Annotated in this window: 20 protein-coding genes and 1 pseudogene; 11 read left to right on the forward strand and 10 right to left on the reverse strand. The window is 71.0% G+C overall.

Annotation, left to right across the window (positions count from 1 at the left end):
* Positions 1 to 386 precede the first annotated feature (386 nt).
* The gene (locus OG245_RS29500; RefSeq protein ID WP_371626394.1) at positions 387 to 824 is read right to left on the reverse strand and encodes a MerR family transcriptional regulator; all 438 of its coding nucleotides are present in this window, start codon (positions 822 to 824) and stop codon (positions 387 to 389) included.
* Between the two features lie 64 nt (positions 825 to 888).
* Between OG245_RS29500 and OG245_RS29505 the strand changes: the two genes are divergently transcribed.
* The 10 genes from OG245_RS29505 (at position 889) to OG245_RS29550 (ending at position 12,064) form a co-directional block, all read left to right on the forward strand.
* Positions 889 to 1,797 carry an NAD(P)-dependent oxidoreductase gene (locus OG245_RS29505; protein WP_371626395.1) on the forward strand — a complete coding sequence of 303 codons (909 nt, stop codon included), beginning with the start codon at positions 889 to 891 and terminating at the stop codon, positions 1,795 to 1,797.
* A gap of 245 nt (positions 1,798 to 2,042) precedes the next feature.
* A complete protein-coding gene (locus OG245_RS29510; protein ID WP_371626396.1) occupies positions 2,043 to 2,438 on the forward strand; it encodes a nuclear transport factor 2 family protein in 396 nt (131 codons plus the stop codon).
* A gap of 8 nt (positions 2,439 to 2,446) precedes the next feature.
* Positions 2,447 to 3,841, forward strand: a complete 1,395-nt coding sequence (locus OG245_RS29515) for an FAD-dependent oxidoreductase (RefSeq protein WP_371626397.1) — start codon at positions 2,447 to 2,449, stop codon at positions 3,839 to 3,841.
* Positions 3,838 to 4,197 carry a nuclear transport factor 2 family protein gene (locus OG245_RS29520; RefSeq protein ID WP_371626398.1) on the forward strand — a complete coding sequence of 120 codons (360 nt, stop codon included), beginning with the start codon at positions 3,838 to 3,840 and terminating at the stop codon, positions 4,195 to 4,197. The genes OG245_RS29515 and OG245_RS29520 overlap by 4 nt, the downstream gene beginning before the upstream one ends.
* 98 nt (positions 4,198 to 4,295) lie before the next feature.
* Positions 4,296 to 5,474: an acyl-CoA dehydrogenase family protein gene (locus tag OG245_RS29525; protein ID WP_371626399.1), complete on the forward strand. Its 1,179-nt coding sequence runs from the start codon at positions 4,296 to 4,298 to the stop codon at positions 5,472 to 5,474.
* Positions 5,475 to 5,602: 128 nt separating this feature from the next.
* Positions 5,603 to 7,012 carry a flavin monoamine oxidase family protein gene (locus OG245_RS29530; protein ID WP_371626400.1) on the forward strand — a complete coding sequence of 470 codons (1,410 nt, stop codon included), beginning with the start codon at positions 5,603 to 5,605 and terminating at the stop codon, positions 7,010 to 7,012.
* A 56-nt stretch (positions 7,013 to 7,068) separates the two neighbouring features.
* Positions 7,069 to 7,476, forward strand: coding sequence for a DUF4440 domain-containing protein (locus OG245_RS29535; protein WP_371626401.1), 408 nt, complete (start codon positions 7,069 to 7,071; stop codon positions 7,474 to 7,476).
* Between the two features lie 103 nt (positions 7,477 to 7,579).
* Entirely contained in the window at positions 7,580 to 8,791 is a 1,212-nt protein-coding gene (locus OG245_RS29540; RefSeq protein WP_371626402.1) for an acyltransferase family protein, read from the forward strand.
* Positions 8,792 to 8,798: 7 nt separating this feature from the next.
* Positions 8,799 to 10,376: an aspartate aminotransferase family protein gene (locus tag OG245_RS29545; RefSeq protein WP_371626403.1), complete on the forward strand. Its 1,578-nt coding sequence runs from the start codon at positions 8,799 to 8,801 to the stop codon at positions 10,374 to 10,376.
* 143 nt (positions 10,377 to 10,519) lie between these two features.
* Positions 10,520 to 12,064: an MFS transporter gene (locus OG245_RS29550; RefSeq protein ID WP_371626404.1), complete on the forward strand. Its 1,545-nt coding sequence runs from the start codon at positions 10,520 to 10,522 to the stop codon at positions 12,062 to 12,064.
* A 21-nt stretch (positions 12,065 to 12,085) separates the two neighbouring features.
* On the opposite strand, the gene OG245_RS29555 is transcribed toward OG245_RS29550, so the two are convergent.
* The 8 genes from OG245_RS29555 to OG245_RS29590 all read right to left on the reverse strand — a co-directional run bounded on the left by OG245_RS29555 (position 12,086) and on the right by OG245_RS29590 (position 23,828).
* Positions 12,086 to 13,480 (reverse strand): NDP-hexose 2,3-dehydratase family protein, encoded by a 1,395-nt coding sequence (locus OG245_RS29555; RefSeq protein WP_371626405.1) that lies wholly within the window; start codon positions 13,478 to 13,480, stop codon positions 12,086 to 12,088.
* Positions 13,473 to 14,450 (reverse strand): dTDP-glucose 4,6-dehydratase, encoded by a 978-nt coding sequence (gene rfbB, locus OG245_RS29560; protein WP_371626406.1) that lies wholly within the window; start codon positions 14,448 to 14,450, stop codon positions 13,473 to 13,475. The genes OG245_RS29555 and rfbB overlap by 8 nt, the downstream gene beginning before the upstream one ends.
* Entirely contained in the window at positions 14,447 to 15,514 is a 1,068-nt protein-coding gene (locus OG245_RS29565; protein ID WP_371626407.1) for a glucose-1-phosphate thymidylyltransferase, read from the reverse strand. The genes rfbB and OG245_RS29565 overlap by 4 nt, the downstream gene beginning before the upstream one ends.
* A complete protein-coding gene (locus OG245_RS29570; RefSeq protein WP_371626408.1) occupies positions 15,511 to 16,125 on the reverse strand; it encodes a dTDP-4-dehydrorhamnose 3,5-epimerase family protein in 615 nt (204 codons plus the stop codon). Before OG245_RS29570 ends, OG245_RS29565 begins: the two co-directional genes overlap by 4 nt.
* Before the next feature lie 28 nt (positions 16,126 to 16,153).
* Positions 16,154 to 17,305, reverse strand: a complete 1,152-nt coding sequence (locus tag OG245_RS29575) for a DegT/DnrJ/EryC1/StrS family aminotransferase (RefSeq protein WP_371626409.1) — start codon at positions 17,303 to 17,305, stop codon at positions 16,154 to 16,156.
* 392 nt (positions 17,306 to 17,697) lie between these two features.
* The gene (locus tag OG245_RS29580; RefSeq protein ID WP_371626410.1) at positions 17,698 to 21,948 is read right to left on the reverse strand and encodes an amino acid adenylation domain-containing protein; all 4,251 of its coding nucleotides are present in this window, start codon (positions 21,946 to 21,948) and stop codon (positions 17,698 to 17,700) included.
* A 96-nt stretch (positions 21,949 to 22,044) separates the two neighbouring features.
* Entirely contained in the window at positions 22,045 to 23,541 is a 1,497-nt protein-coding gene (locus OG245_RS29585; RefSeq protein ID WP_371626411.1) for an amino acid adenylation domain-containing protein, read from the reverse strand.
* Positions 23,542 to 23,591: 50 nt separating this feature from the next.
* Entirely contained in the window at positions 23,592 to 23,828 is a 237-nt protein-coding gene (locus tag OG245_RS29590; protein ID WP_371626412.1) for an acyl carrier protein, read from the reverse strand.
* Between the two features lie 365 nt (positions 23,829 to 24,193).
* On the opposite strand from OG245_RS29590, the pseudogene OG245_RS29595 reads away from it, so the two are divergent.
* Positions 24,194 to 24,442: pseudogene (locus OG245_RS29595) on the forward strand (FAD-dependent oxidoreductase); the annotation flags it as partial.
* Here OG245_RS29595 and OG245_RS29600 read toward each other — a convergent pair.
* Positions 24,426 to 26,132: an aldehyde dehydrogenase (NADP(+)) gene (locus tag OG245_RS29600; RefSeq protein WP_371626413.1), complete on the reverse strand. Its 1,707-nt coding sequence runs from the start codon at positions 26,130 to 26,132 to the stop codon at positions 24,426 to 24,428. The pseudogene OG245_RS29595 and the gene OG245_RS29600 overlap by 17 nt on opposite strands.
* Positions 26,133 to 26,154: the final 22 nt, after the last annotated feature.

Below are 26,154 nucleotides of genomic sequence, written 5' to 3' on the forward strand. Positions count from 1 at the left end.
GTTCCTTCTCGTCAGCCACGTGATGTCAGCTCCCCAAGGTGATGTGCTCGTTCGCGCGTGGGAGAGCTCCTCACCACCGATCGGACCGGTACGGCTGAACCAGGAATTCCCTGTGCCGTGGGCCGCCCCCGTGTGAGGAACTTTCCAGCGTGATGAGCATCGAATGCCTACGAGACGTTCATGGCGCCGGGCCTTGACGCCGTACGCTGCGCCGGGCAATTGACCGGAATTCTTGATGTGCAGTGCGAAGAGGACGCTAGCAGCGCCTGCGGCGGAATGTTCAACGCGCAGTAATGACGCGGCAATCGCGGATCATTCGAGGGGGAGCCCGTGCGGGCAGCAAAAAGCCGGACCCGCCCCTGTGGGCAGGTCCGGCCGGCTGTCGGTCAGCGGTCGGCGGTCTGCAGCGATGCGACGGAGAGCGGGCGGCCCCGGTCCTCGGCCAGGCAGATTCCCGGCTCCTCGATCACCTCGGAGGGAGTGGAGGCGATCAGGCCCTCCAGCACGGTGCGCGCGGCGGCGAGATCGCCGACGGCCCGGTCGATCCGCTCCCGCTCCCGGCGCAGATCGGGGAGCATGCCCGAGCAGGCAGGGGTGAGCCCGCCCTCCTCGTCCACCATGCAGGGCATCAACGCCGCGATCGTCTGCGTACTGAGCCCCGCTCCCAACAGGATGCGGATGCTCCGGACCGTGTGCACGTCCCCCTCGGCGTACTCGCGGTAGCCGCTGGGCCGGCGTTGTGGGCGCAGCAGCCCTTGCTCCTCGTAGTAGCGCAGCAGGCGCTCGCTGACGCCGGTCCGCTGGGACATGGCTCCGATGCGCATGTGACGATCACCACACAGATTCGAGTTGACTCTGACATTGATGTGACACTTTAACCTGTCCCACATGACAACACAGCAGTCAACATCCCCCCAGAACAGCCCTGTTACCGTCGTCGGACTCGGCCCCATGGGTCTCGCGCTCGCCGAGGCGCTCCTGAAGCAGGGGCACCCCCTCACGGTGTGGAACCGTACGCCGCAGAAGGCCGACGACCTCGTCGCCCGGGGCGCCCAGCGTCCCGCCACCGTGGCCGAGGCCGTCTCCGCGAGCCCCGTCACCATTGTGTGTCTCAACGATTACGACACCCTCTACGAGGTGCTCGCGCCGGCCGCCGACGCGCTGCGCGGCCGTGCTCTGGTGAACCTCAACTCCGGTACGCCCAAGGAGGCGCACGCGGCGGTCGCGTGGGCCGCCGAGCGCGGCATCGACTACCTCGACGGCGCGATCATGGTTCCTCCGCCGCTGGTCGGGGACCCGGAGTCCGTCTTCCTCTACAGCGGTTCGCAGGCCATCGTCGAGCAGCACCGGGTCACCCTGGCGAGCATGGGCGACCCGCGGTTCCTCGGTGCCGACCCGAGCCTGGCGGTGCTCTACAACACGGCTCTGCTGGGCCTGATGTACTCGACCATGAACGGCTTCCTGCACGCGACCGCCCTGGTCGCGTCGGCCGGTGTGCCGGCCGCCACGTTCGCGGAGCTGGCCGTCAACTGGTTCATGCCCACGGTGGTGGACTCGACCCTGGTCGAGCAGGCCCCGGACCTCGACAAGGCGAACTACCCCGGTGAGTTCGGCACGATGGAGATGAACCTGAACGCCCTGGCGCACATCACCCGCACCTGCGTGGAGCAGGGTGTCGACGCCCGGCAGCCGGCGCTGATGAAGGAGCTCGCCGAGTCGGCCATCGAGCAGGGCTACAGCGGCAAGAACTACTTCGCCGTGTTCGAGGTCTTCAAGAAGGCGGCGCAGTCCGCCTGACGGCCGCCCGGCGGTACCGCGGATCTTGTCGCCGGCCTCAGCCCTTCCGGGCTGGGGCCGGCGCGGTGAAGTCCGCCCGCCCAAGGGCTGTCCCGAGGTCCCGTCGTTCCCGATGAACCGCCTGTTACTCGTCGATGTAGCCCCAGTGGAGAGCCCTCACTATCTTCCAACTCGGGTTCGGAACCAAGTCCGTACCCGGTTCCAGGACAACGGCAGTGACAAGAATCGTTTGGGGCGATTTTACTGTGACCAACACTCACGCGGGCGGCGTCGAGGAACATCTCGAAGAGTATGTCCGCGATTTCAACTCCGGAGATTTCGCCGCAGTCGATCGGCACTACACCGAGGATTCGATATCGGTCTGGGACCCCAAGACCGCGCTGACCGGTGCGGCGCGCAGGGATTCCCTCGCCGAATTCCTGCGACTCGGACCGAAACTGACGTCCAGGATCAGGGAGTCGCATGTCACGGGCGACACCGCCCTGCTGGCGGTCGACTGGACCATGGAGGTCACCGACGCCGACGGGGTCACGGAACACCTGGCGGGCATAGGCGCCGACGTCCTGGCCAGGGGAATCGACGGCAAGTGGCGCTTCGCCGTCGACTCCCCGTACGGCGACCCGCGCAACAGGACCGAATGAACGCCCCGATGGCACGGCGATGCGGGGAGCGGGCCGTCGTGCTCGGCGCGGGCATGGCAGGTCTGTTCGCGGCCCGGGTGCTCTCCGACGCGTACACCACCGTGACCGTGGTGGACCGGGACACGCTCACCGGCCCGATGGAGCCACGCCGAGGAGCCCCGCAGGGACGACAGGTGCACGGCCTGCTGGCCCGCGGACACCAGATCATCGAAGAACTCTTCCCCGGTATCACCGACGAGATGGTCACGGCCGGGGCGAGCATCGGCGACCTGGCCGGCAACCTGCGCTGGTACGTCAACGGCGTACGGCTCCGGCAGAGCCGCTCCGGCCTCGACGCGCTCACCTCCAGCCGTCCGTTCCTGGAGGGCCATGTGCGCGCCCGCGTGCGGGCCCTGCCCAACGTGGAGTTCCTGGAGGGCCGGGACATCCTGCGGCTCGTCGCGACGCCCGACCGGAGCCGGGTCACCGGCGTCCAGGTGACCCGCCAGGGCGGCGGAGGAGCCGAGGAACTGCTCGAAGCGGACCTGGTGATCGACGCGACCGGGCGCGGATCACGAACCGCGGCGTGGCTCGTCGAGCTGGGCTACCCGCAGGTGGAGGAGGAGCGCAGGAAGATCGGCCTGGGGTACGTGACCCGGCACTACCGTCTGAGGTCCGACCCCTACCGGGGAGACACGGCGATCAACATCATGGCCTCGGCGGCCCTGCCCCGCGGCGCGATCGCGGCGAAGGTCGACGGGGACCGGACCGTCGTCACGGCGTACGGAATCCTCGGTGACCATCCGCCGACCGACCCGGAGGGCTTCCACGCCTTCATCGCGTCCGTGTCCGCGTCCGACATCATCGACGCGCTCCGGGACGCCGAGCCGCTGGACGACCCCGTCGGCTACCGGTTCCCGGTCAGCCTCCGGCGCCACTACGAACGTATGCGGCGCTTTCCCGCGGGGCTGTTGCCGATCGGCGACGCCGTGTGCAGCCTCAACCCCTCGTACGCGCAGGGGATGACCGTCGCCGCGCTCGAAGCCGTCACGCTCCGCCGGCATCTCCTGCGGGGGACGGCTCCGGATCCGCTTTTCTGCCTGCGTGATCTGTCGGCCGACGCGATCGACCGGGTCTGGGACCTGATGATCGGCACCGACCTGTCGTTCCCCGGCGTCGAGGGCGAACGGACCCCGATGACCCGGATCAGCCACTTCTACGTCGGCCTGGTGCAGCGTGTCGGCACCCGGGATCCGGCCGTGGCCGACGCGTTCCTCAGGGTCATCGCCCTCATGGAGCCCGCGGAGTCGCTGATGCGTCCGGCACTCCTCCTGCGTGTGCTGCGCGGAGCTCTGGCAGGACCAGCCAACCGGTCGGCCGCACGCCGGCCCCGTACGACTCAGAGAGGTGTCCGCACGCCGTGAACAAGGAATCTGTCGAGCTCATCCACGGATACATCGAAGCGATCAACGAACGGGACGGTGCACGGCGCCGGTCGATGCTCGACGAGCTGTTCACCCACGACGGCTCCTACATCGACCAGAACCTCACCGAGCCGCTCGTCGGACGCGAGGCGATCGACGTGTCCATGGTCGAGATGCAGGAACTCGCCCCCGACGACTACTTCACGGTCGTCTCGCTGCTCGGGGCCCACAACGACATGGCGCTCTTCACCTGGCGCTGGGGCACGCCCGGCGGCGCGATGTCCCGGGCCACGGGCACCGACACCGTCCTGTTCCGGGACGGCCGCATCCACCGGATTCTCGGCTTCATCAACTGAACGCTCGCGGGAGCGACGCGTACCGCCCCGTCGTACGGGCCGGGGGCCAGGTCCTGGCCGTCCCCGCACCGCGACCCCATCATGCTCAGGAAGGCGACATGACCAGCACATCATCTCCGGTCGAGTCCGTACTGCACCAGGTCGGGGAGATCGTCCCCAGGCTCCGTGAGAACGGTGAGGCCTCAGAGGCGCAGCGTTGGATCGTCGACGAGAACATCGCGCTCCTGGAGAAGGCGGACGTCTTCCGCATCGCCACACCACGCCGGTTCGGAGGCCTCGACCTGGACCTCGCCGACCAGAGCCGGGTCATTTCCGAGATCGCCCGCGGCTGCGGATCGACCGGCTGGGTGTCGATGGTCTGGATCTCGAACGCCTGGGTGGCGACGCTCTACCCGGACCGGGCCCAGGACGAGATCTTCGCCCGGGACTCCGTCCGGATCTCCGGCGGATTCACCCCGAGCGGCACGCTCACGCCCGCCGAGGGCGGGTACGTGCTCAACGGCAGCTGGCGGTTCAACACCGGCTGCCGGGGTGCCGACTGGAACATCGCGGCGGCCCTGCTGGAGCGTCCGGACGGCACGTTCGAGGATCTCGTCGCCATCGCGCCGATGTCGGACTTCACGGTCGCCGACGACTGGAACACCTCGTCCGCCGCCGCCACCGGCAGCGCGACCTCGACCGCCAAGGACGTCTTCGTCCCCGCGCACCGGGTGGTGAGCTTCGAGAACGCCATCCTCAACAACACGCCTGGCCGGGCCCACGCCGGTGCCAACGGCCGTGACTACGGGCTGTTCAGTCTCGTCATGGCCGAGTGCGCGGCCGTCCTCACCGGCATGGCGCGCGGTGCCTACGAACTGTTCCTCGAACGCCTACCCGGCCGGTCGATCACGTACACGTCCTGGAGCGACCAGAAGCTGCATCCGCTGACGCAGATCCAGGTGGCCTCCGCGGCCAACCGGATCGCGGCGGCGGAAGGGCTCGCCGCTGGATGGCTGGCGCTGCTCCAGCGGCGTGCCGACGCGGGCGAGCAGCCCACCATCGAGGAGAAGGCGACCGTGCGGGGCCAGGCCGCCTACGCCGTCGAGCTGGCGAAGGAAGCCATCGACACGCTGTACAACGCGAGCGGAGCCACCGCGATCCAGCGGAGCGTCCCCATCCAGCGTTTCCACCGCGACAGCCAGGGGCTCTCGCTCCACGCCCTGCTGCTGCTCAGCACGAACCTCGAGACGTACGGGCGGGTCCTCCTGGGACTCGACCCGGACACCCCGCTGCTGTGACGCACGGGCGGATCGAGCCGGTCCGCCCGTCGCCGCGGCACACCAATGACATGCACGAACACCTCACGACGACATCCCGCGCGGACTCGTTGTCCGCGCGGTCGGTACAGCACGTAACAGGGGGAATGGTGAACAACTCTCGATCGCTCAGCCGCAGGACGCTCATCAGAGCGGGCGGCGCGACCGCACTGGGCGCCGGCGCGGCGACGGCTCTGGCACGTCCCGCGGCGGCCCGGCACCGGGCGCCTTCGGCGGACTACGACGCCATCGTCATCGGCGCCGGGTTCGCCGGCGCCACGGCCGCCCGGGACCTGCGGGACAAGGGGCTCCGTCCGCTGGTTCTGGAGGCCCGCGACCGCATCGGCGGCAGGGTGTGGAGCACCACGCACTTCGGTGAGCAGATCGAGCTGGGAGGGACCTGGCTGCATCCGAACTACCACCGCACCTACGCGGAGATGCGGCGCTACGGCCTCACCACGGTCGGGGACGTGGCCCCCACGACGTTCATCGTTCCGACCGAGAGCGGCTACCGGCCGGTCGACCCGGTAGCCACGGGCGCCCGCATGGACGAGCTGCTGGGCCAGATATTCGACGGCTCCCGCCAGTACTTCGAGCGCCCCGAGGAGCCGCTGTTCCGTGCGGACCTGCTCGCGAAGGTGGACCGGCTGTCACTGGCCGACCGGATGACCCAACTGCGGCTCTCGACCCAGGATCTCAACCTGATCGAGGGGCAGATGGCCACCTACTCGGGTGGGAACGCCGCGCAGGGCGGCCTGACGGCGCTCGCCCAGTGGTGGGCCCTGTGCGGCTGGACCCCCGAGGGCTGGAACCAGATGAACGCGGCCCGGGTCAAGAACGGCGCCGTGACGCTGATCCAGGCCATCCTCGACGGAGCCCAGGCCGACGTCCGGCTGAGCACCCCCGTCGCGAAGATCTCGGAGGCGGGTGGGCGGGTCACCGTGACCACCAAGAGCGGGGCGCAGTTCAGTGCGCCCGTCGCGGTCGTGGCCGTACCGCTCAACAAGTGGAAGTCGATCCAGTTCTCCCCCGGGCTGCCCGCGGTGCACGCCGCCGCGACGAAGGAGGGCGTCGGGATCCGGCCCATCGCGGCCAAGATGTGGATCCGGCTCGCGGGCAACCTCGAACGCGTCGCGGTGCAGGGCGCCGCGGGCGACCCGATCGCCTCGATGTTCACCCACGGCTACCTCAGCAACGGCGACAGCCTGATGATCGCGATCAACGGCCCGGGCCTCGACGTCACCAGCAAGGCGAGCGTCGACGCCGCGATCAAGCGGGTGCTCCCGGACTCCCGGGTCGTGGACATGCGGGTGCAGGACTGGGCCAACGACCCCTTCTCCGACGGTGGCTGGGGCATGCGCAAGCCCGGTCAGATGCTGCGCCAGCTGCCCGCCATCCACCAGCCGCACGGCCGGATCACCTTCGCCAACGGCGATATGCCCAGCGGCTGGATCGGTTCGTTCGAGGGCGCCATCGAGACGGGCGCCCGCGCCGCGAGCCAGGCCGCCGCGCTCGTCTGAAGAGCCCGGCCGGCCGGCCGAACACCCACCAGGTGACCTTACGGAGGTACTGCATCATGGCCACGGAGACCACTGCGCACACCCTGGAACTTCCCGACGACCCGGAACAGCAGAACGAGGTGTTCCTCGAGGCCTTCAACTCGGGCGAGGGCGCGGTCTTCGACAGTCTCTACCGCGCGGACGCGATCTCCAATCTCTCGGGCCGGCCGCTGACCGGCACGGAACGCACCCGGGTCATCACGGAGATGCTCGCCCAGAAACCGCTGCTGGACGCCGAGTTCCGGGAGGCACACGTCGCCGGCGACGTGATGTTGATCGTCGTGGACTACGACCTGGACCTGCCGGAGCCGGACGGGGCGCGGGTGCGGATGCGCGGCACCTGCACCGACGTGCTGCGTCGGGGCGCCGACGGCAGATGGCTCATGGTCATCGACCGTCCGGTGCCGACCGAGGCCGTCGCGTAGACCTGTCGTCCCCGCAGCGTCGTCCGGCCCGGGCGGGAGATACCGCCCGGGCCGGACGACGCGCGGGAGCTTCCCGAGACGGAACCCATGGAGAGACCTTCTGATGGCTGAGACACGCTTCGAGCGACCGACGGCCGGGGCGGAGGGCAAGCGCCCGCCGCTGCCCTCGCTCACCGGGATGCGGGGCGTCGCCTCCGTGATCGTCTTCCTCTGCCACATCATCATCGTGGCCGGAGACCTTCCCTACGACGTCGACATCCTCGGCATATTCGAGGACGCGGACGTACGCGACACCTACCGGACCGTGTTCGGCGTCGTCGGCTACACCTGCGTCTCCTTCTTCTTCGTCACCAGTGGATTCATCCTCACCTGGGCCAGGCGGCAGAAGGACACCCGCAGAAGCTTCTGGCGCAGGCGCTTCTTCAAGATCTTCCCCCTGCACCTGGTGACCTACGCGATCGGCATGGTCTGCCTGACCGGCACCCTGACCTCCGCCGCCGACATCCCCGGTGTGTTCCTCCTGCAGAACTGGATCCCCGACAACCGGGTCATCTTCGGCTCCAACGGCCCGAGTTGGTCGATCTCGGCCGAGCTCTTCTTCTACCTCATGTTCCCGCTGCTGCTGCCCTGGATCAACAGGATCAAGGAGACCCGGCTGTTTCCGTGGCTGATCGGCATCACCGTCGCCGTGTTCGCGGTCACCGTCTTCAGCTACACCGTGGTCCCCGTGGAGCACCAGGTCTGGTTCAGCTACGTCTTCCCGCCCGTCCGCATCCTGGAGTTCGTCGCCGGGATCGTCCTCGCCCGACTGGTGATCAGCGGCCGCTGGTTCCACCTGGGTCTGGCGCCCGCCGGGCTGCTGCTCCTGGCCTCGTGCGTCGTCGCACGCAACGTCCCCGAGGTCTTCGCCTTCGCCGCGGTGACCTTCGTCCCGGTGGTGCTGCTGGTCGGCGCCGGCATCACGGCCGACCTGGGCGGCCGGCAGAACATCCTGGGCGGCCGGTTCCTGGTGTGGCTCGGAGACCTCTCGTTCGCGTTCTACCTGGTGCACCTCTCGGTCCTCGTCGGCGCCAGGCGGCTGGTCGGCATGGACCAGTCCTGGAGCATTCCCGGCGCCCTGGTGTTCATGGCCGTCACCTACGCGGTCACCCTCTTCTGCGCCTGGGTGCTGCACACGTACATCGAGAACCCCGCCATGCGGCGCTGGAGCTCGCCGCCGAGGCCGACGCGGCCCGCGACGACGGGCGGCGCACCGGAGAAGGCGATGGAGCCGGTCGGCCCCCAGGGCGACACCACGTCCCGTGACAGTGAATAGGTGAGCAATGAATTCCACCGAGACCACCGACGTCAAGCTGGCCGAACCTCACCTCGAACAGGTCCTCGCCTCGGCCGGGATCGGTGTCGAGTACACCCGCGCCGAACGGAACACCCTCTACTACCGCGACGAGGAGGGAACGGAGATCCCCGTCCTGGACCTCGTGGGCGGCTTCGGCTCGCTGATCCTCGGACACAACCACCCGGACCTCGTGGCCCACGCGAAGGACCTCCTCGACGCGGGCACCCCGATCCACGCGCAGTTCTCTCCGCACCCCCACGCGAACCGCGCCGCCCTCGAACTGAACCGGATCGTCCACCGTGAGACCGGCACGGAGGAGCCCTACTTCGCCGTGTTCGCCAACAGCGGTGCCGAGGCGGTCGAAGCAGCCCTCAAACACGCCGAGTTCGACCGCGGCCTCAGGCTGGCGGAACTCCGCGACGAGCTGGCGGCCCACCGCGTGGCCGCCCGTGCGGCCGTGGCCGCGGGGGAGAACGTGGCGGCCTCCGCCTACGCCGCCGCCGGGGTCGCGCCCGAAGCCGGATTCGAGGGCCTGATCGAGGCGGTGGAGCGCGAGAACGCCCGCCGGCTCGCCCGCTCCCCGCTGTTCCTGGCGCCGGAAGGGGCTTTCCACGGGAAGCTCGTGGGCAGTGTGCAGCTCACCCACAACGAGGCGTTCCGCCTCCCCTTCGGATCGCTGGCCGCCCAGGCCCGCTTCGTCCCCGTCGACCAGCCCGGAGTCCTCGGCAAGATCGTGCGCGAGGAAGGCGCGGTGGTCCTCGACGTCGTGACCCGGGACGGGGAGGTGGGAGTGGTCGAGCGACCCTTCCCCCTGTTCTGCGCCTTCCTCATCGAACCCATCCAGGGGGAAGGCGGCATCAGGGTGATCAGCGAGGCGTTCGCCCAGGAGGTCCGGACGCTCTGCCGGGAGATCGCGTGCCCCGTCGTCGTCGACGAGATCCAGAGTGGCATGGGCCGCTCGGGCGCCTTCCTCGCCAGCTCCCTCATCGGCCTGCGCGGCGACTACTACACGCTGGCGAAGAGCCTGGGCGGCGGCATCGCCAAGACCTCGGTGACGCTGATCAGGGAGGGGTGCTACCGGCAGGACTTCGAGCTGGTCCACAGCTCGACGTTCGCCAAGGACGGCTTCTCCAGCCAGATCGCGCTCCGGACCCTCCAGCTCCTCGAGGCCGACGACGGCCGGGCCTACCGGACCGCCCGGGAAGTGGGCGGGAAGCTGCTCACGATGCTGGAAGAGGTCCGGTCCGACTTCCCCGACGTGATCAAGGACGTACGGGGGAAGGGGCTCATGCTCGGCGTGGAGTTCCACGACCAGGTGCGGGCGGCCTCGCCGGACCTGCGGGCCGTCGCGGAGTCGGGCTTCCTGGGCTATGTGATCGCCGGCCACCTGCTGAACGCCCACCGGATCCGGGTGTTCCCCACCGGCAGCTCGGTCAACACGTTGCGCATCGAACCCTCGATCCATCTCTCCGACGAGGAGATCGAGCAGTTGCGGACGGCCCTGCGGGCTGTCGGCTCCCTCCTTCGGGACCAGGACGTCCAGCGCCTCGTCGGAGCCGGGTGACCTCGATTCCCGCAATCCCCGGGTCCGATTCGCGGACCCGGGCAGGCGGCCCGTCGGCCGCGGCGACACGCCGCGGCCGACGGGCCGTCCGAACTACGTCGGCGCGGACTCCCACCCGCTGACCGACCGGAAGGAACCAACCGATGACCTCCAGAACCCAAGCCCCCGAGTCGGAGCTGGAACCGACGCAGAACGCCGCGCGATGGCTGGCCTTCTGCGTACTCGTCCTGGCCGTGCTTCTCATCGCCGTCGACGGCACGGTCCTGGCGCTCGCCACGCCCTTCATCAGCGAGTCGCTCAAGCCGTCCGGGCCGCAGCTCCTGTGGATGGGCGACATCTACTCCTTCGTGCTCGCCGGACTGCTCGTGTCCATGGGCAGCCTCGGCGACCGGATCGGCCGCAAGAAGCTCCTGCTGTGCGGCGCCGTCGCCTTCGGCCTGGCCTCGGCGCTCACCGCGTACGCGCCCAGCGCGGAGATGCTGATCGCCGGCCGGGCGCTGCTCGGCATCGCCGGCGCCACCCTGATGCCGTCCACCCTGGCCCTGATCCGCAACCTGTTCACCGACGCCCGTGAACGCAGCCTGGCCATCGGCATCTGGGCCGCGGCGATCTCCGCCGGCGCGGCCTTCGGCCCGATCCTCGGCGGGTTCCTGCTGGAGCACTTCTGGTGGGGATCGGTGTTCCTGATCAACCTGCCGGTCATGGCCGTACTGGTTCCGGTCGGCATCAAACTGCTCCCCGAGTCCAAGGACCCGAACCCGGGGCCCTGGGATCTGTTCAGCGTCGTGCTGTCCATGGTGGGCATGATCGGCACGGTGTACGCGATCAAGGAGGCCGCCGCCCACGGACTGCGCGCCGACGTCGTCGTGGCGGCCCTGCTCGGAGTCGTCGGGCTGGTGCTGTTCGCCCGCCGTCAGCTGGCGCTCGAAGCCCCGCTGATCAATGTGCGGCTCTTCCGCAACCGGGGATTCTCCGGAGTCATCGGGGCCAACCTGCTGTCCGTTCTGGGGCTGTCCGGTCTGATCTACTTCCTGTCCCAGTTCTTCCAGCTCGTCCAGGGCCGCAGCCCCCTGGAAGCGGGTCTGGCGGGGCTCCCCGCCATGCTGGCGTCGATGCTCTCGGGGGTGGCGGCCGGCTGGTTCGCCCGTCGCACCTCGGCCCGAGCGGTCGTCAGCGGTGGTCTGGCCCTGATCGGGGTCGCCCTCGCGGTGCTGACGACCCTGGACCGCGACACCGGCTACCCCCTGCTGGGAACGTCCCTCTTCGTCCTCGGCGTGGGGCTGGGCCTCGCGTTCGCCGTCGCCAACGACGTCGTGCTCTCCAGCGTCCCCAAGGAGCAGGCGGGGGCCGCTTCGGCCGTGTCGGAGACCGCGTACGAGCTCGGCATGGCGCTCGGCATCGCGACGCTCGGCTCCATCGTCACCAGCGTCTACCAGGACTTCCGCGTTCCGCCGGGTACTCCCGACGCGGTGGCCGCGGGCGCCAGGGACTCCCTCGGTGCGGCCGCCGAGGCGGCCGCACCCCTGCCTCCCGAGCAGGCTCAGGCCCTGCTGACCGCCGCCCAGGACGCCTTCGTCGACGGTCTCCGGAGCGCCTCGGCCCTCGGCGCGGCCCTGCTGTTCGCCGCGGCCGCGGTGTCCTGGTTCCTGCTCAAGGGGACCTCGGTGAATCAGGGGAGTGAGCACTGAGGAGACGGACCGCCCGGTGGCTCACAGGGCCACCGCTCCCGTGGCCAGCGCAGCCAGAAGGGTCCTCGCCTGCACGTTCACGTAGTGGCCGTGCAGCACGAGCGAGCTGAGCTGGCCCGGGGTCACCCAGGCGTGACCGGCGGGCGCGGCCCGGGGAGCCTGCTCCTCGTCGGCCTCGACGAACAGGTAGCGACTCTCCGCGTTGAGGAACCGGCCGCCCTCCTCCGCGTGCAGGGCTTCGTAGCGGACGCGCGAATCGTCCGCTTCCCGCACGAGGTCGAGGAAGGGAGGGCGGTCGGGCCCGGTGCGGTGCGCGTAGTTGAGGGGGGTGTGCTGGACCGTCGGGGCGAGCTCCACCGTGTCCAGGAAGCCCCCTTCCACCTTGGCGTTGGCCAGGACGTGCGGAACCCCGTCGAACCGGCGGGTGACGAACGCGGTGACGCCCGTCCCGCGGGGCTCGAACAACGGTTGGGTCCAGCCCCTCACCTCCCGGTTGCCGGCTTCGACCGAGACGGCCACCACCCGGAAGTAGCGGCCCCGCGCATGCGTGATCGCCGACTCGCCACGGGACCAGTCGGCGATACGGTGCAGCGGCAGCAGGTCGGCCCGTACGTCGTGCCGAGCCCGCTCGGCGGTGAACCAGGACCGCAGCTCGGCATCCGGGAGCAGGGCGTCGTTCCCCTCGGCGGGCAGCGGGAGGCAGGCGAACACGGACCGCGCGTCCATGTTCACGACGTTGTCGCGCAGCAGCAGCCGGCCGATCTGCCCGAGGGTCAGCCAGCGGAAGTCCTCGTCGAGCGGCACGTCCTCGGCCGTCTCGACGATCATGTTGCGGTTCGCCTTGCGGTAGAACCAGGCACCGTGCTCGGACTGGAGGGAGTCGGCCAGCACCCGGCCCCGCCCCGGGCGCACGAAGTGGTCGATGTACTTCACGTCCGCGCCCCGGTGGGCCTTCGTGTAGTTGCTCCGGGTTGCCTGCACGGTGGGGGACAGCTGGACGAGCCCGGGATTCCCCGGCTCCATCTTGGCCTGCATCAGGAAGTGCAGCACCCCGTCGAACTCCTTGGCCAGGATGCCCAGGATGCCGACCTCGGGCTGACGGATGATCGGCTGCTGCCACTGGGCCGACCGCCCGTCGCCGGTGCTGACGGACAGCCCTTCGACCGTGAAGAACCTGCCGCTGCGGTGGGTCAGGTTCCCCGTGTCCGCCGCGAACGACCACCCGTCGAGCTCGGCGAAGGGAATGCGGTCGACCCGGAAGCTGAACGCCCGGGACCGTTCCGCCAGCCACGCGTGGAACTCGTCGGTACGCAGGTCCACGCCCTCGTCGGCATGTTCGCGGGACCGGTGGCACCTGCCCGGCAGTCCGTGGTCGGCGCGGGGGCGCAAGGAGCGGGTGCGCGTCCGGTCAGCCACGGCTCAGCTCCTTGGACGCCTTCCACCAGTGCACGTTGTCGCGGTACCAGGCGACCGTGTCGGCGAGGCCCTGTGCGAAGTCGGTCTCGGGGGCGTACCCCAGTTCCTCACGGATCTTGGTCTCGTCGAGCGAGTAGCGTGGGTCGTGTCCCTTGCGGTCCGGGACATGGACGATCCGGGACCGGTCCGCTCCGACGAGTTCGAGCAGGAGCTCGGTCACGGCGAGGTTCGTCTGCTCGTTGCCTCCTCCCACGTTGTAGACCTCTCCCGGCCGGCCCCGGGTGAGCACCAGCTGGATCGCCCGGGAGTGGTCGTCGACGTGCACCCATTCGCGGACGTTGAGTCCGTCTCCGTACAACGGGACCCGCTCGCCCTCCAGCAGATTGGTGACGAACAGCGGGATGAGCTTCTCGGGGTGCTGGTGGGGGCCGAAGTTGTTGGAGCAGCGGGTGATCGACAGATCCAGTCCGTGCGAGCGCCAGAAGGCCCGTGCGATGAGGTCGGACGCCGCCTTGGACGCCGCGTAGGGGGAGTTGGGTAAAAGCGGCCAGTCCTCCGTCCAGGAACCCGACTCGATGGTTCCGTACACCTCGTCCGTCGAGACGTGCACCACGCGCTCCACGCCCGTGGCCAGACAGGCCTCCAACAGGACCTGGGTCCCCTGGACGTTGGTCCGGATGAACGCGGAGGCCGAGGCCAGGGACCGGTCCACATGGGACTCGGCGGCGAAGTGGACGACCGCCGTGTGCCCGGGCAGGAGACCGAGCAGCAGCTCGCGGTCGCAGACGTCTCCCACCACGAGTTCGAGCCGGGGGTGGCCGAGGGGGATGTTCTCCTTGTTGCCGGCGTAGGTCAGCTTGTCGAGAACGGTGACGTGCGCCTGCTCGTAGCCGGGATAGCGCCCGGCGAGCAGCGAGCGGACGTAGTGCGAACCGATGAATCCGGCGCCGCCGGTGACCAGGATCCTCACGCCGCCACCTCCACCCGGGTGTGGTCGCCGACCACGAGCCGGCTATGGGAGGCCCCGTGATCGCTCGGCCCGATGCTGGCGCAGCGGCCGATGAGCGAGCCGTGCAGCCCGGGCACCCGGATGATGGACGCCTCACGCATGACGATGGAGTCGGCCAGTCGGGTCGACCGCAGCACGCAGTCCCGGTCGATCGAGACGTCGGGACCGATGTGACAGTCCTCGATCACGGTGTCCGCGCCGATGATGACCGGGCCCACGATGCGGGAACGCACCACCCGGGCGCCCTCCTCGATCACGACGGGGCCGATGATCTCGCTGTTCGCGTCGACGTCCCCCGCCACGCGGGGTGTGATCTCCGCGAGCATCCGCCTGTTGCAGTCCAGGACGTCGTCCGCCTGGCCCGTGTCCTTCCAGTAGCCGGTGTACTCACTGGCCCGTACCCGGGCGCCCTGGCCGACCAGCCACTGGATCGCGTCCGTGATCTCCAGCTCGCCGCGGGCGCTCGGTGCGATGGCGGCCACCGCCTCGTGGATGGCGGAGGTGAAGAAGTAGACGCCGATGAGGGCCAGGTCGCTCCGGGGGTGCTCCGGCTTCTCCTCCAGGGCGACGACCCTTCCGTCCGCGTCCAGCTCGGCGACCCCGAAGGCCCGCGGATCGGCCACCTTGTGCACGACGAGCTGAGCCGCGGGGCGGCTGCCGCGGAACTCGGCCCCGATATCGGTGATGCCCGTCGGCAGCATGTTGTCCCCGAGGTACATGACGAAGTCGTCCTCCCCGAGGAAGGGCCGCGCCAGCGCGACGCAGTGCGCCAGGCCGAGCGGCCGGTCCTGGCGCAGATAGGTGATCCGCACCCCGAAGCGCGAGCCGTCGCCCAGCGCCTCGGATATCTGGGGAGCCCAGTCGCCGACGATGACGGCGATCTCGGTCACCCCGAGGTCGCGGATGTTCTCCAGCGCGTACTCCAGGACGGGCTTGTTCGTCACCGGGATGAGTTGCTTGGGCATCGAGTAGCTGAAGGGGCGCAGGCGGGTACCCGACCCGCCCGACAACACCAGGGCCTTCATGACAGTGTGTTCCTCGCAGCAGGGGAAGGGGAACGTCGGACCGCTTCCTGCCAGGTGGCGAGCAGTCCTGCGGACTCGGCCGCGCGGAGACCCGGCGCCGCCGCGTCCTTGGCGGATATCAGGGGAGGTTCCTCGTAGCCCCAGGGGAGGGCCAGGTCGGCGTCGAGCGGATCGATGTCGATCTGCGTGCCGGGAACGTGCTCGCTGGACAGGACATAGCAGATGCAGGTGTCGTCGGCGGTGGCCAGAAAGCCGTGCCCGACACCTTCCGGGATGTACATGGCGCGGCCCGAAGCGGCGTCGAGCTCGGTGACCTCGTAGGCGCCGAACGACGGTGATCCGACCCGCAGGTCCACGATGATGTCCCGCAGCGCACCGCGGACACAGCTCACGAACTTGGCCTGTCCCGGTGGAATGGTCACCGAATGGATTCCTCGCAGGGTGTTGCGGCGCGACACCGAGTAGTTGATCTGCTGGGGCACAAAGGGGTGGCCGATCGTCCTTTCCATCCGGCTGGACCGGAAACTCTCGAAGAAATTGCCCCGCTCGTCGGGTAGTTTCTCCGGAGTTACGGAATACGCTCCGAGCACCGCGGTTTCGGCGATATGCATCAAGGGCTGCCTCTCCTGGCCGGGGCTGTCAGGGGCGGGTGGCGAGGAGCCGGTTCCCGACAGCCGCGCGGAAGGTCTGAGCCACGGTCCGTACGTCCTCCTCCGTCAGGCCCTGGTGCAGGGGCAGCAGCAGAGTGGAATCGGCCGCGGCCTCGGCCCCCGGCAGCTCGGTGCCGACCGCGCCGTAGGCGGGCACCCGGTGCAGCGGCGGATACCGGAAGGTGGTGTACACGCCCCCTGCCAGCAGGTCCGCGGCGACCTGGTCCCGGACCGAGGGATCGAGCTGGACCCAGTAGAAGTAGTACGAGGAGGTGTGCCCCGCCGGCAGCGGTGGGGGCAGCCGTACGCCGTCGAGCCCCGCGAGCCGCCGGTCGTACTCCGCGGTGATCTCGCGGCGCCGCTCGACGAACGCGGGGAGCTTGCGCAACTGCACGCTGCCGATCGCCGCGGTGAGGTCGTTCCCGATGATCCGGCGCCCGAACTCGTGCACGTCCAGGTCCCACCAGCGGTCGGACACCTTGGCCGCGGCGAATCCGCTGGCCTGCTCCAGGCCGTAGTAGGCGAGTCTGCGCGCCTTGCGGGCGAGTTCGGCGTCGCGGACGTAGATCATCCCGCCGTCACCGGTCACCAGGGTCTTCATGGCGTCGAAGCTCCAGATGCCCACATCGCCGAACGTCCCGCACCTGACGCCGTCCACCGCCGAGGAGACGGCGCACGCCGCGTCCTCGATCAGTCGCACCCCGCGCTCGCGGCAGAGCCGAGCGACGGCCGCCACGTCACCCGGGCGACCCGCGTAGTGCAGGAGGAGCACGGCTTTCGTACGAGGGGTCAGTGCCCGTTCCACCTGCGCGGCGCTGGGGTTGAGCGTATGGGCGTCGACGTCGCAGAAGACGGGCCGGGCCCCGGTGGCCGCGACGGCGTTGGCCGCCGACACGAAGCTCGCCGAGGGCAGGACGACCTCGTCGCCCGGACCGTACCCGAGGAGTTCGGTCGCCAGGAACAGGCCGGCGGTGGCCGCGTTGATGAACAGGACGTGCTCGGGGTCCACACCCAGGTGCTCGGCGAACTGCGCCTCGAACTCCTTGGTCCTGGGCCCGCGCCCCAGCCAGTTGCTCTCGAACACGTCCGAAACGGCGCTGAGTTCCTCGGCCCCCAGGCTGGGCTGGAACACGTTGATCATCGTGATGCTCCGATCGCGAATCGCATAGGGCCCCGCCACGGCCGGCCCCATCCGCGCATGGGTTCACCGGCATTTTCTTTTGAGTGCGGGGCGGGAATCTCCACGGCTTCGACCGCCGTCGCTCCTCCGGCGGGCAAGGTATTCAGACAGGCTTCGACTGCCTTTTCGGCGGACAATTCCGAGTGGGGCAGAACCTACCGGCGGGCAGTAATGGCGCGGTAATCATCCGTTCCCGGGAGCCGGAAAACGCGACGGGCCCCGGCCGTACCCCGTGAGGGACGGCCGGGGCCCGTTCGCCCGGAATTCTCCGGGCCCGGTGCCACGACGTGGAATACCCGCGCCGGGCGGGCGGAGCAGCACGCGCGCGGGCACGGACGCGCGCGGGACAGCCCTTAGGGCTCGGGCAGCCAGCCCTCCCGGACGAAGCGGTCGGCGCAGGCGCCGAACATCTCCTCGTGGTCCTGGGGGCAGACCACCCCCGTCCCGGACAGCTCGTCCACCGCGGCACCGGGATCGAAGACCAGGCCCCCCTCCGAACCGCTCCCGGTGAACTCCTCGACCAGGGTGCTCAGCAGGGGGAACGCGGCATTCCCGGGGCTCTCGCCTATCCGCTCCAGCCAGGCACGCGGCTCGACCCCGGGCAGGTCGTACCCTCGCGCCCGCAGCCACCCCAGCGCCGTCTCCAGGCGCAGGAGACGGCCGGCCGCCAGATGGTACGTCCGGCCCGAGGCGCCGGCACCACGGGACAGCTCCACCAGCGCGTCGGCGACGTAGTCCACCGGAGCGAGGTCGAAGGCGGTGTCCACTCCCGCGGGAGCGGCCTGCACCTGCACACAGCCCTTGAGCATCAGCCAGAAGTAGTCGCCGCGCTGACAGGCGCCCGTCCGGCTGTGGCCCGCGATCCGGGTCGGCCGGTACAGGGAGACTGGCAGACCCCGCGCCCGCGCCACCTCGACCAGCCCTTCGGCCACCCACTTGCTCCTGGTGTAGCCGTGTCGCAGCGCTCCGGGCGGCCCGGTGGGGTGCTCGGGGCCGACCGGACGGCCGGCCGAGCCCGTGTAGACGCCCACCGTGGAGACGTGGTGCACGGGCACGGTGCGGTGCCTTGCGGCCAGCCGCAGGACCGTCGCGGTCCCGTCCACCGTGGCGGCCCTGAGCTGCCCGTACGGCGCGACCAGGTTGACCGCCGCCCCCACGTGGTAGACCGCGTCCACGGTCCGCGCCAGGACGTCGAAGTCCTTCTCGGGCAGTCCCAGCAGCGGCTGGGCGAGGTCGCCGTGGACCACCGACACCCGCCGCTCGCAGCGCTCGTCCCACAGCCCGTACCCGTCCAGGACGGAGCGCAGCCGCTTGTCCGCCTGCTCCCGGTCCGCGCCGCGCACCAGGCAGTGCACCGTGGCACCGGTCCGCTCCAGCAGCGCGTGCAGGGTGAAGGCCCCCAGGAACCCGGTGGCCCCGGTGAGCAGCACCTGGGCGGGATCGGAGGAGAAGGCGACCACCTCGTCGGCCGGGACGATGTCGTCGGGCAGCGCGATCTCGGCGCTCAGATCCGGCTCTTCGGCCGGTGCGGCACCGTCGACGAGGGCTGCGAGCTGCTCCACCGTCGGGTTCGCCGGGACCGCGCTGAGCGGCAGACCGGTACCGAGTTCCTGCCTGAGCCGCAGCACGAGCCGGGTGGCCAGCAGGGAGTGGCCGCCGAGGGCGAAGAAGTCGTCACGGACGCCGACACGGGCCAGGCCGAGCACCTCGGCCCAGACCGCGGCGATCCGTTCCTGGGTGGGGGTGGCAGGGGCGACGTAGGCGTCCGAGGGCGCCGTGTCCAGCTGTTCGGGGCTGGGGAGCGCGGCCCGGTCGAGCTTCCCGCTCGGGGTGAGCGGAAAGGCGTCGAGCACCATGAGCACGGGAGGAACCATGTACTCGGGGAGCTGCCGGGCGAGCGCCCGGCGCAGCGTCTCGGCCTCCGCCGTCCCCAGGTAGTAGCCCAGGAGACGGCGGCCGCCGGCGGACTGCTCCTGCGCGACCACGGCCGCGTCGGCGACGCCGGGGAGCGCCCGCAGCGCGGACTCCATCTCGCCGGTCTCCACCCGGTGCCCGCGGATCTTGACCTGGTCGTCGCGCCGTCCCAGGCACTGGAGCCGGCCGTCGGGGAGATACCGGGCGAGGTCGCCGGTGCGGTAGAGCCGCGTACCCCCCACGGTGGGGAACTTGCGCGCGGTCAGCTCCGGCTCCCCGAGGTAGCCGTCGGCCAGGGACTCCCCGGATACGCAGAGTTCGCCCACGGAGCCGACCGGGACGGGCCGCAGCGACGCGTCGAGCAGCCGGATGCCGGTCCCGGCGATCGGGCGCCCGACGGACGGCGAGACGGGCCAGAGGTCCGGGTCGCCCGCCAGCCGTTCCGCGGTGACCACATGGGTCTCGGACGGGCCGTACTGGTTCTCCAGCACGGCCCCGGGGGCGCGGTCCCGGAAGAACTCCCGCAACGCGGGCGTGACCTGCAACTGCTCCCCGGCGGTGACCACCTCGCGCAGCGCGGGCAGCCGCCGGTCCGTGGCGCGGGCGCACTCGGTGAGCTGCTGGAGGGCCACGAACGGCAGGAACAGCCGCTCCACGTGCTCGGCGGCGAGCAGGTCGAGCAGGCCGACCGGGTCGCGCCGCACGTCCTCGTCGACCATGACCAGCGTGCCGCCGGTCGCCCAGGTGCCGAAGAGCTCCTGGAACGCCACGTCGAAGTTGAGCGGGGCGAACTGAAGGGTGCGCGTCCCCGGCCCGGCCCCGGACCTGGCCCCCTGCCAGGCGATCAGATTGGCCAGCGCACGGTGCGGCAGGGCAACGCCCTTGGGGCGCCCGGTCGAACCCGAGGTGTAGATCAGGTAGGCCGGATCACCGGGGGACACGGTGGATGGCCGTGCGGGTGAGGCCGGAGGGACGAGGTCATCCATGACCAGGGCCCGGACACCGGGGACGAGACCGGAGAGGTCACGCTGGGTCAGCACGGTCCGGATGCCGCTGTCGGCGGCCATGTGGGCGATGCGGTCGGCCGGGTAGTCGGGGTCGAGGGGCAGAAGGCAGCACCCGGCCCGGAGCACGCCCAGGACCGCGACAGCCAGCTCCGGGGACCGGCGCAGGCAGACGCCGACGGGCCGTCCGGCGGCGCCGCCGTCCACGAGGCGGGCGGCCACAGCCGTCGCCGCCGCGTCCAGCTCCGCGTAGGTCAGGGACCGGTCGCCGTGCACCACGGCGAGGGCGTCGGGGGTGCGCAGGGCCTGGGCGGCGACGGCCTCGTGCACCGGGGGAGGGCCGGAGGCGGGCGTGTCGCCGCGCGCCCATTCCTCAAGGAGCGTGTGCTCGGCGGCGGGCAGGAGGTCGAGTTCGGCCAGGGGGCGGAGGGGCTCGGCCACCACGGCGCGCAGCAGCGCCGCGAGCCGCTCGGCGAGACGCTCGACCGTGGAGCGGTCGAACAGGTCGGTGGAGAAGTCCCAGTAGCCGCGGAAGCTCCTCGCCTCGGGGATCATGTGCAGGAAGACGTCGTACTTGGCCGTGCCCGCGTGCACGTACATCCGCTCGGCCGCCACCCCCGGCAGGTCCAGCGCCGGGGCCGGTGCGTCGTCCACTCCGATGACCACCTGGAACAGGGGAAAGCGGCCGGGCGAGCGCTCCACGTCCAGCTCGCGGATCAGATGGGAGTAGGGGACGTCGCGGTGCGCCACGGCACCTCGGACCACCGCCTTGGCCCGGCCCACCAGATCGGCGAAGGAGTCCTGGGGCGTGACGCGCTGACGCAGCGGCATGACGTCGGACAGGCAGGCGATCAACGGCACCAGGTCCTCGTCGTCCCGGCGGGAGACCGGTGTGCCGACGACCACGTCGTCCTGTGCCGAAGCATGGGACACGAGGGCGGCGACGGCGGCCGCCAGCACGGCGAACGGAGTGGCCCTGGCCGCACGGGCCACGCGGCGTATCCCCTCACCGGTCTCACCGTCGAGGACGAACTCCACCCGGTCGCCGCGGAAACCCGGCGCCGTGGGACGGGGCCGGTCGAAGGGGAACGACGACTCCTCCGGAGCCCCGGCCAGGGTTCTCCTCCAATACTCCGTACTGGTCCCGGACGGGGCCTTCTGCTGTTCGGCATAGGGGCCGGACTGCAACGGAACCTCGGGCAGGCCGGCTTCCGTGCCGCTCAGCGCCGCCCGGTAGAGCGCGCTGAACTCGGTGTCCAGCAGCCCCCAGCACCAACCGTCGATCACCGCGTGGTGGACGGCCACGACCAGGACGGCGTCGTCGTCGGCCAGCCGCAGCAGCGTCGCCCTCAGCAGCGGCGGACGGTGCAGGACGACCGGCCGGACGGCCGCCTCGGCGAGTGCGCCGGACAGCTCCGCCGGAGCGACGAAACGCACGGTGAGGTCGACGGGGGACGGGTCCAGGACGGTCTGCCGGGGCACTCCGTCGACGAGGTGGAGTCGACTGCGCAGCGCCTCGTGGCGCACCACGATGCCGTCGAGCGCCGCCTGGACGGCGCCGGGCACGATCCGGGCGCCCCGCAGACGGTACGTCCAGGACTCCAGGTAGCGCGAGGCGCCCTCCTGGAACTGGTCGTTGAGCCAGATCGACTCCTGCTCGAAGGACATGGGGTACGTGGGGTTCATGGGACGGGGCTCTCCGGTGTGGGTTCGACAGGGGGGCGGACGGCGGCGTGCGCAGGCGTGGTTTCCGGCCGCCGTCCGGATACCTCGGGCCGCTGTTCAGAGCGAAGCGCTCAGGGAGCGGTGGTCGAGCTTCCCGTTGGCCGTCGTGGGCAGAGCGGACCGGCGCTCGACGGTGCGCGGCACCATGTAGGCGGGCAGAAGGGAGACCAGTGCCCGGCGGACGGAGCGGGAGCCCGGATCGTCGGACTCCTCGGAGGTGTAGAACATCGCGAGCCGCTCGTACCCGCTGCCTTCCGCGGCCACCGGTACGACCGCGGCCTCGCGCACTCCGGGGATGCTCCGGGCGGCGGCCTCGATCTCGGCCGGCTCGACGCGGTGCCCGGAGATCTTCACCTGACGGTCGGCCCGGCCGTGGAAGTGCAGCACGCCTTCGGCGTCCAGACGCCCCAGGTCGCCGGTGCGGTACACCCGGACCGGGGCGCCGTCGAGCATGACGGTGGGAAAGGCCGCGGCGGTGTCCTCCGGGGCGTTCAGGTAGCCGGCGGCCAGACCGTGTCCCGACAGGCAGATCTCCGCCTGGACGCCCGGGGCGGCCGGTCGGTCGCCATCGAGGAGATGGACGGCGGTGCCGGGGACGGGTGTTCCGATCGGGATCCCTCCGGCGCGGGCGCAGTCCGCGGCGGTGACCCGGTGGGTGGTGGCGAACACGCAGCTCTCCACCGGGCCGTAACCGTTGGTCAGGAGGGTGGACGGATACCGGTTCAGGAACCGTGCGACGTGTTCGGAGGAGAGGCGCTCACCTCCCGTGAGGACCTGCCGGACGCCCGCGAAGCAGGGGCGGCGCGGGTCGTCCTCGTCCACGAACAGGTTGAACAGGGTGGACGTCAGCCAGACGGTATCGACCCCGGTCTCGGCGACCAGGTCCGCGAGGGTGCTGGGCAGCAGGTAGTCCGTGGGCGCGATGACGCAGGTGCCACCGCTGGTCAGCGGTCCCCACAGCTCCATACTGAAGGCGTCCCAGGCCGGCGGGGCGGCCTGTAGGACGACCCGGCCGGGGCCGAAGTCCGCGAAGGCTCCCGGGCCGCCGAACAGACGGGTCGTGGCGCGGTGCGGGGAGAGGACGCCCTTGGGGGACCCGGTGGTCCCGGAGGTGAAGAAGACCGCGGCGGGGGCGTCGGGGCCGATGTAGGCAGAGGGCCCCGCCGTCCTGCGGGCGGCGGCCCGCGCCAGCGATCCGGCGGGGGGCGACCAGTGCCCCCGGCCGGAGTCGTCGGTGACCAGGACGGGCGAGTCCAGCGCGGCGGTCACCCGGGCGACCCGTTCCCGGGGCCAGCGAGGATCAAGAGCGGCGTAGGCCGCGCCGCACTTGAGGACGGCGAGGAGAACGGCCGCCAGGCGGGACGAGCGGGGCAGCAGGATGGGGACCACCGTGCCGGGGAGGACGCCCACGGCGGCGAGTTCCTGGGCGTGGACGTCGGACGCGGCGTCGAGCGTCGCGTAGTCGACGTACTCGCTGCCGTCGATGAGAGCGGGCGCGGTGGGGCGTATGCGGGCCTGCTCCGCCACGGCGGTGTGGATGAGGTGAGAGTGCATGGAGCGCGCTCCTGAGCGGCCGGACGGGCGGTGGAAAGGGTGACGGGAACTCAAGCGACGAGGCCGGTGGCGAAGTCGCCGAGGGACTCCGCCTCGAAGAGCGCCTCCGGAGCGGCCTTGATCCGCAAGTCCTTGGCGAGACGGGCACAGATGCGCATGGCCTGCAGCGAACTGCCGCCGAAATCATAGAAGTCGTCGTCGGGGGCGACCTGTGCGACGTTGAGCACCTCCGCGACTATCGCGAGGACGGCTGCGGCGGCGGGTGCGCTCGCTGCTTGCTGAGGCATGGAGATTCTCCAGGTGGTGGTCGGCGGTTCGGATGCCAGGTCGTCCGAGAGGTGGGAAAGTGCCTGCTGGACCGCCCGCCCGCCTGCGTGAAGCGGATGAACGGCGGCACCTCCTCGTCGGCAGGAGGCAGTCCGTCAAAGAGGGACGAGCATCCGACCTGTTCGGTTGCCCTGGAGTCTCCTCGTCCGGAGCCCGCCCACGGCGGCCTGTCACGGCCCATGCTGGGCGTCGCCCCGCAAAAGGCGCTCAAATGCTCCACAAGCCCCGGCGCCGCAGCGCGGCGACAGCCGGCGACCCCCCGACGTCCGACGGCGTCCACCGCGTCCGGGACCACGACCACACCGGGAATCCGTGCTGCGGCGCGGCCGGATCGCTGGCGGCCGCACGGGATCACGCCGCGGGCTTCGCCGCCTACGAGCGTGACACCCGTGCGTTCGTGACCCTGAACCAGGATCAGGTCGGCACGGGCGATGCCGCCCCTTTCCCGACCACCGCCCGGGCGCTGGAGCAGCGCAACACCATGCTGCGCTCGCTGGGCTCCCTGCCGCCCCCGACGGAGGGGCGGCCGGCCCATTCTGCTCTGGTGCTACCGGAGTTCAGGCTCCCGGGGTGAGGTCGGCCCCTGTCTGCCGGGGAACCCGCAGGGGGTTGTCGTCGCGGAGTTCGGGGGGCAGGAGGGCGTCGGGGAAGGACTGGTAGCAGACCGGGCGCAGCCAGCGCTCGACGGCGAGGGTGCCGACGCTCGTCGTCCCGGGCGAGCTCGTCGCCGGCCACGGCCCCCCGTGCACCATCGCGTGGCAGACCTCGACGCCGGTGGGCCAGCCGCCCCACAGAACACGGCCCGCCCGCTCCTCCAGCACCGGCAGCAGAGCGATGGCCGTCGCCCGGTCGGCGTCGGTCGCGTGCAGGGTGGCCGTCAGCTGCCCCTCCAACTCCTCCAGCAGGGATCGGAGTTCGTCCGTCCCCGACCAGCGCACGACGAGCCCGGCCGCGCCGAAGACCTCGCCGGAGAGGTCCTCGTGCGCGGTGTACGCGGCCGCGTCGCACGCCAGGACGACGGGGGCCGGTGCGTACGGGCCGGCCCCGGCCGCGCCCCGGGCCACCTCCCGTACGCCCGGTACGGCCTCCCGCCGCCGTACGCCCTCGGTGTACGCGCGGGCGATGTCCGGGGTGAGCATGACCTGCCCCTCCGCGGCCTTCACGGCCCGGGCCGCGGCCGAGAGGAAGGCGTCGCCCGCCGGTCCGGCCGGCAGCAGCAGGAGGCCGGGGTTGGTGCAGAACTGGCCCGCGCCGGCCGTCAGCGACGCCACGTACGCGTCGGCCGCCCGCTCCGGTTCCGCGAGGGCCCCGTCGAGCATGATCACAGGATTGACCGCGGACATCTCGGCGTGGACCGGGACGGGCACGGGGCGCGACCTGGCGGCGGCGATCAGCGCCAGCCCGCCGGTCCGGGAGCCGGTGAACCCCACCGCGGTGATCCGCGGATCGCCGACCAGGGCGAGGCCGACGTCGTGCCCCCGGCCCACCAGCAGGGAGAACACCCCGGCCGGCATGCCGGTGCGCGTGGCCGCGGCCGTGACGGCGCGGGCCACCGCCTCGCCGGTGCCCGGGTGCGCCGGATGCGCCTTGACCACCACGGGGCAGCCGGCGGCCAGCGCGGACGCGGTGTCGCCGCCCGCGACCGAGAACGCCAGCGGGAAGTTGCTCGCCCCGAACACGGCCACCGGGCCGAGCGGGATCCGCCGGAGCCGTACGTCCGTGCCGGAGGGGCCGGAGTCGATCCGGGCACCGAGGGCCGCCCCGCTCCGGACCAGTTCGGCGAAGAGGCGCAACTGCATGCAGGTGCGCCCCCGTTCACCGGTCAGCCGGGCCGACGGGAGTCCGGTCTCCCGGGCGGCGAGTTCCAGCAGGGCGTCGCCGAGCGCCTCGATCTCCTCCGCGCAGGCGTCGAGGAAGGCCGCCCGCCGCTCGGGCGGCAGGGCGCGGAAGGCGCGGGCGTCCGCCGCGGCGAGCCGGGCCGCCTCGGCGACCTGTTCCGTCGAGGCGTCCCGGTGCGGAGGGCCGAACGGTTCGCCGGTCGCGGCGGTGACCGCGTACCAGGCGTCCCCGGTGCCGGGGACCTCGCGGCCTGCCAGGAGCGAGTGTCCGGTCAGGGGCGAGTGCCCGGTCAGGGGTGAGCTCCCGGTCGGAGGCGAGTTCCGGTCCAGGGGTGAGCTCCCGGCAAGGGGCGCGGGGCCGTTCAGGGGAGCGGGTCCGTTCGGGGAGGGGTCCCCGGGCAGAGAGGGGTTTCCGGTCGGGTTCACAGCGATGCGTCTCCCTGTGCGC

This window comes from Streptomyces sp. NBC_01116, assembly GCF_041435495.1.
Classification (GTDB): Bacteria; Actinomycetota; Actinomycetes; order Streptomycetales; family Streptomycetaceae; genus Streptomyces.

What these genes read in the sequence shown, in the direction of transcription:
- OG245_RS29500 (WP_371626394.1), bottom strand. Translation starts at nt 824, where the DNA reads ATGCGCATCGGAGCCATGTCCCAGCGGACCGGCGTCAGCGAGCGCCTG.
- OG245_RS29505 (WP_371626395.1), top strand. Translation starts at nt 889, where the DNA reads ATGACAACACAGCAGTCAACATCCCCCCAGAACAGCCCTGTTACCGTC.
- OG245_RS29515 (WP_371626397.1), top strand. Translation starts at nt 2,447, where the DNA reads ATGGCACGGCGATGCGGGGAGCGGGCCGTCGTGCTCGGCGCGGGCATG.
- OG245_RS29525 (WP_371626399.1), top strand. Translation starts at nt 4,296, where the DNA reads ATGACCAGCACATCATCTCCGGTCGAGTCCGTACTGCACCAGGTCGGG.
- OG245_RS29535 (WP_371626401.1), top strand. Translation starts at nt 7,069, where the DNA reads ATGGCCACGGAGACCACTGCGCACACCCTGGAACTTCCCGACGACCCG.
- OG245_RS29540 (WP_371626402.1), top strand. Translation starts at nt 7,580, where the DNA reads ATGGCTGAGACACGCTTCGAGCGACCGACGGCCGGGGCGGAGGGCAAG.
- OG245_RS29545 (WP_371626403.1), top strand. Translation starts at nt 8,799, where the DNA reads ATGAATTCCACCGAGACCACCGACGTCAAGCTGGCCGAACCTCACCTC.
- OG245_RS29550 (WP_371626404.1), top strand. Translation starts at nt 10,520, where the DNA reads ATGACCTCCAGAACCCAAGCCCCCGAGTCGGAGCTGGAACCGACGCAG.
- OG245_RS29565 (WP_371626407.1), bottom strand. Translation starts at nt 15,514, where the DNA reads ATGAAGGCCCTGGTGTTGTCGGGCGGGTCGGGTACCCGCCTGCGCCCC.
- OG245_RS29570 (WP_371626408.1), bottom strand. Translation starts at nt 16,125, where the DNA reads ATGCATATCGCCGAAACCGCGGTGCTCGGAGCGTATTCCGTAACTCCG.
- OG245_RS29575 (WP_371626409.1), bottom strand. Translation starts at nt 17,305, where the DNA reads ATGATCAACGTGTTCCAGCCCAGCCTGGGGGCCGAGGAACTCAGCGCC.
- OG245_RS29580 (WP_371626410.1), bottom strand. Translation starts at nt 21,948, where the DNA reads ATGAACCCCACGTACCCCATGTCCTTCGAGCAGGAGTCGATCTGGCTC.
- OG245_RS29585 (WP_371626411.1), bottom strand. Translation starts at nt 23,541, where the DNA reads ATGCACTCTCACCTCATCCACACCGCCGTGGCGGAGCAGGCCCGCATA.
- OG245_RS29590 (WP_371626412.1), bottom strand. Translation starts at nt 23,828, where the DNA reads ATGCCTCAGCAAGCAGCGAGCGCACCCGCCGCCGCAGCCGTCCTCGCG.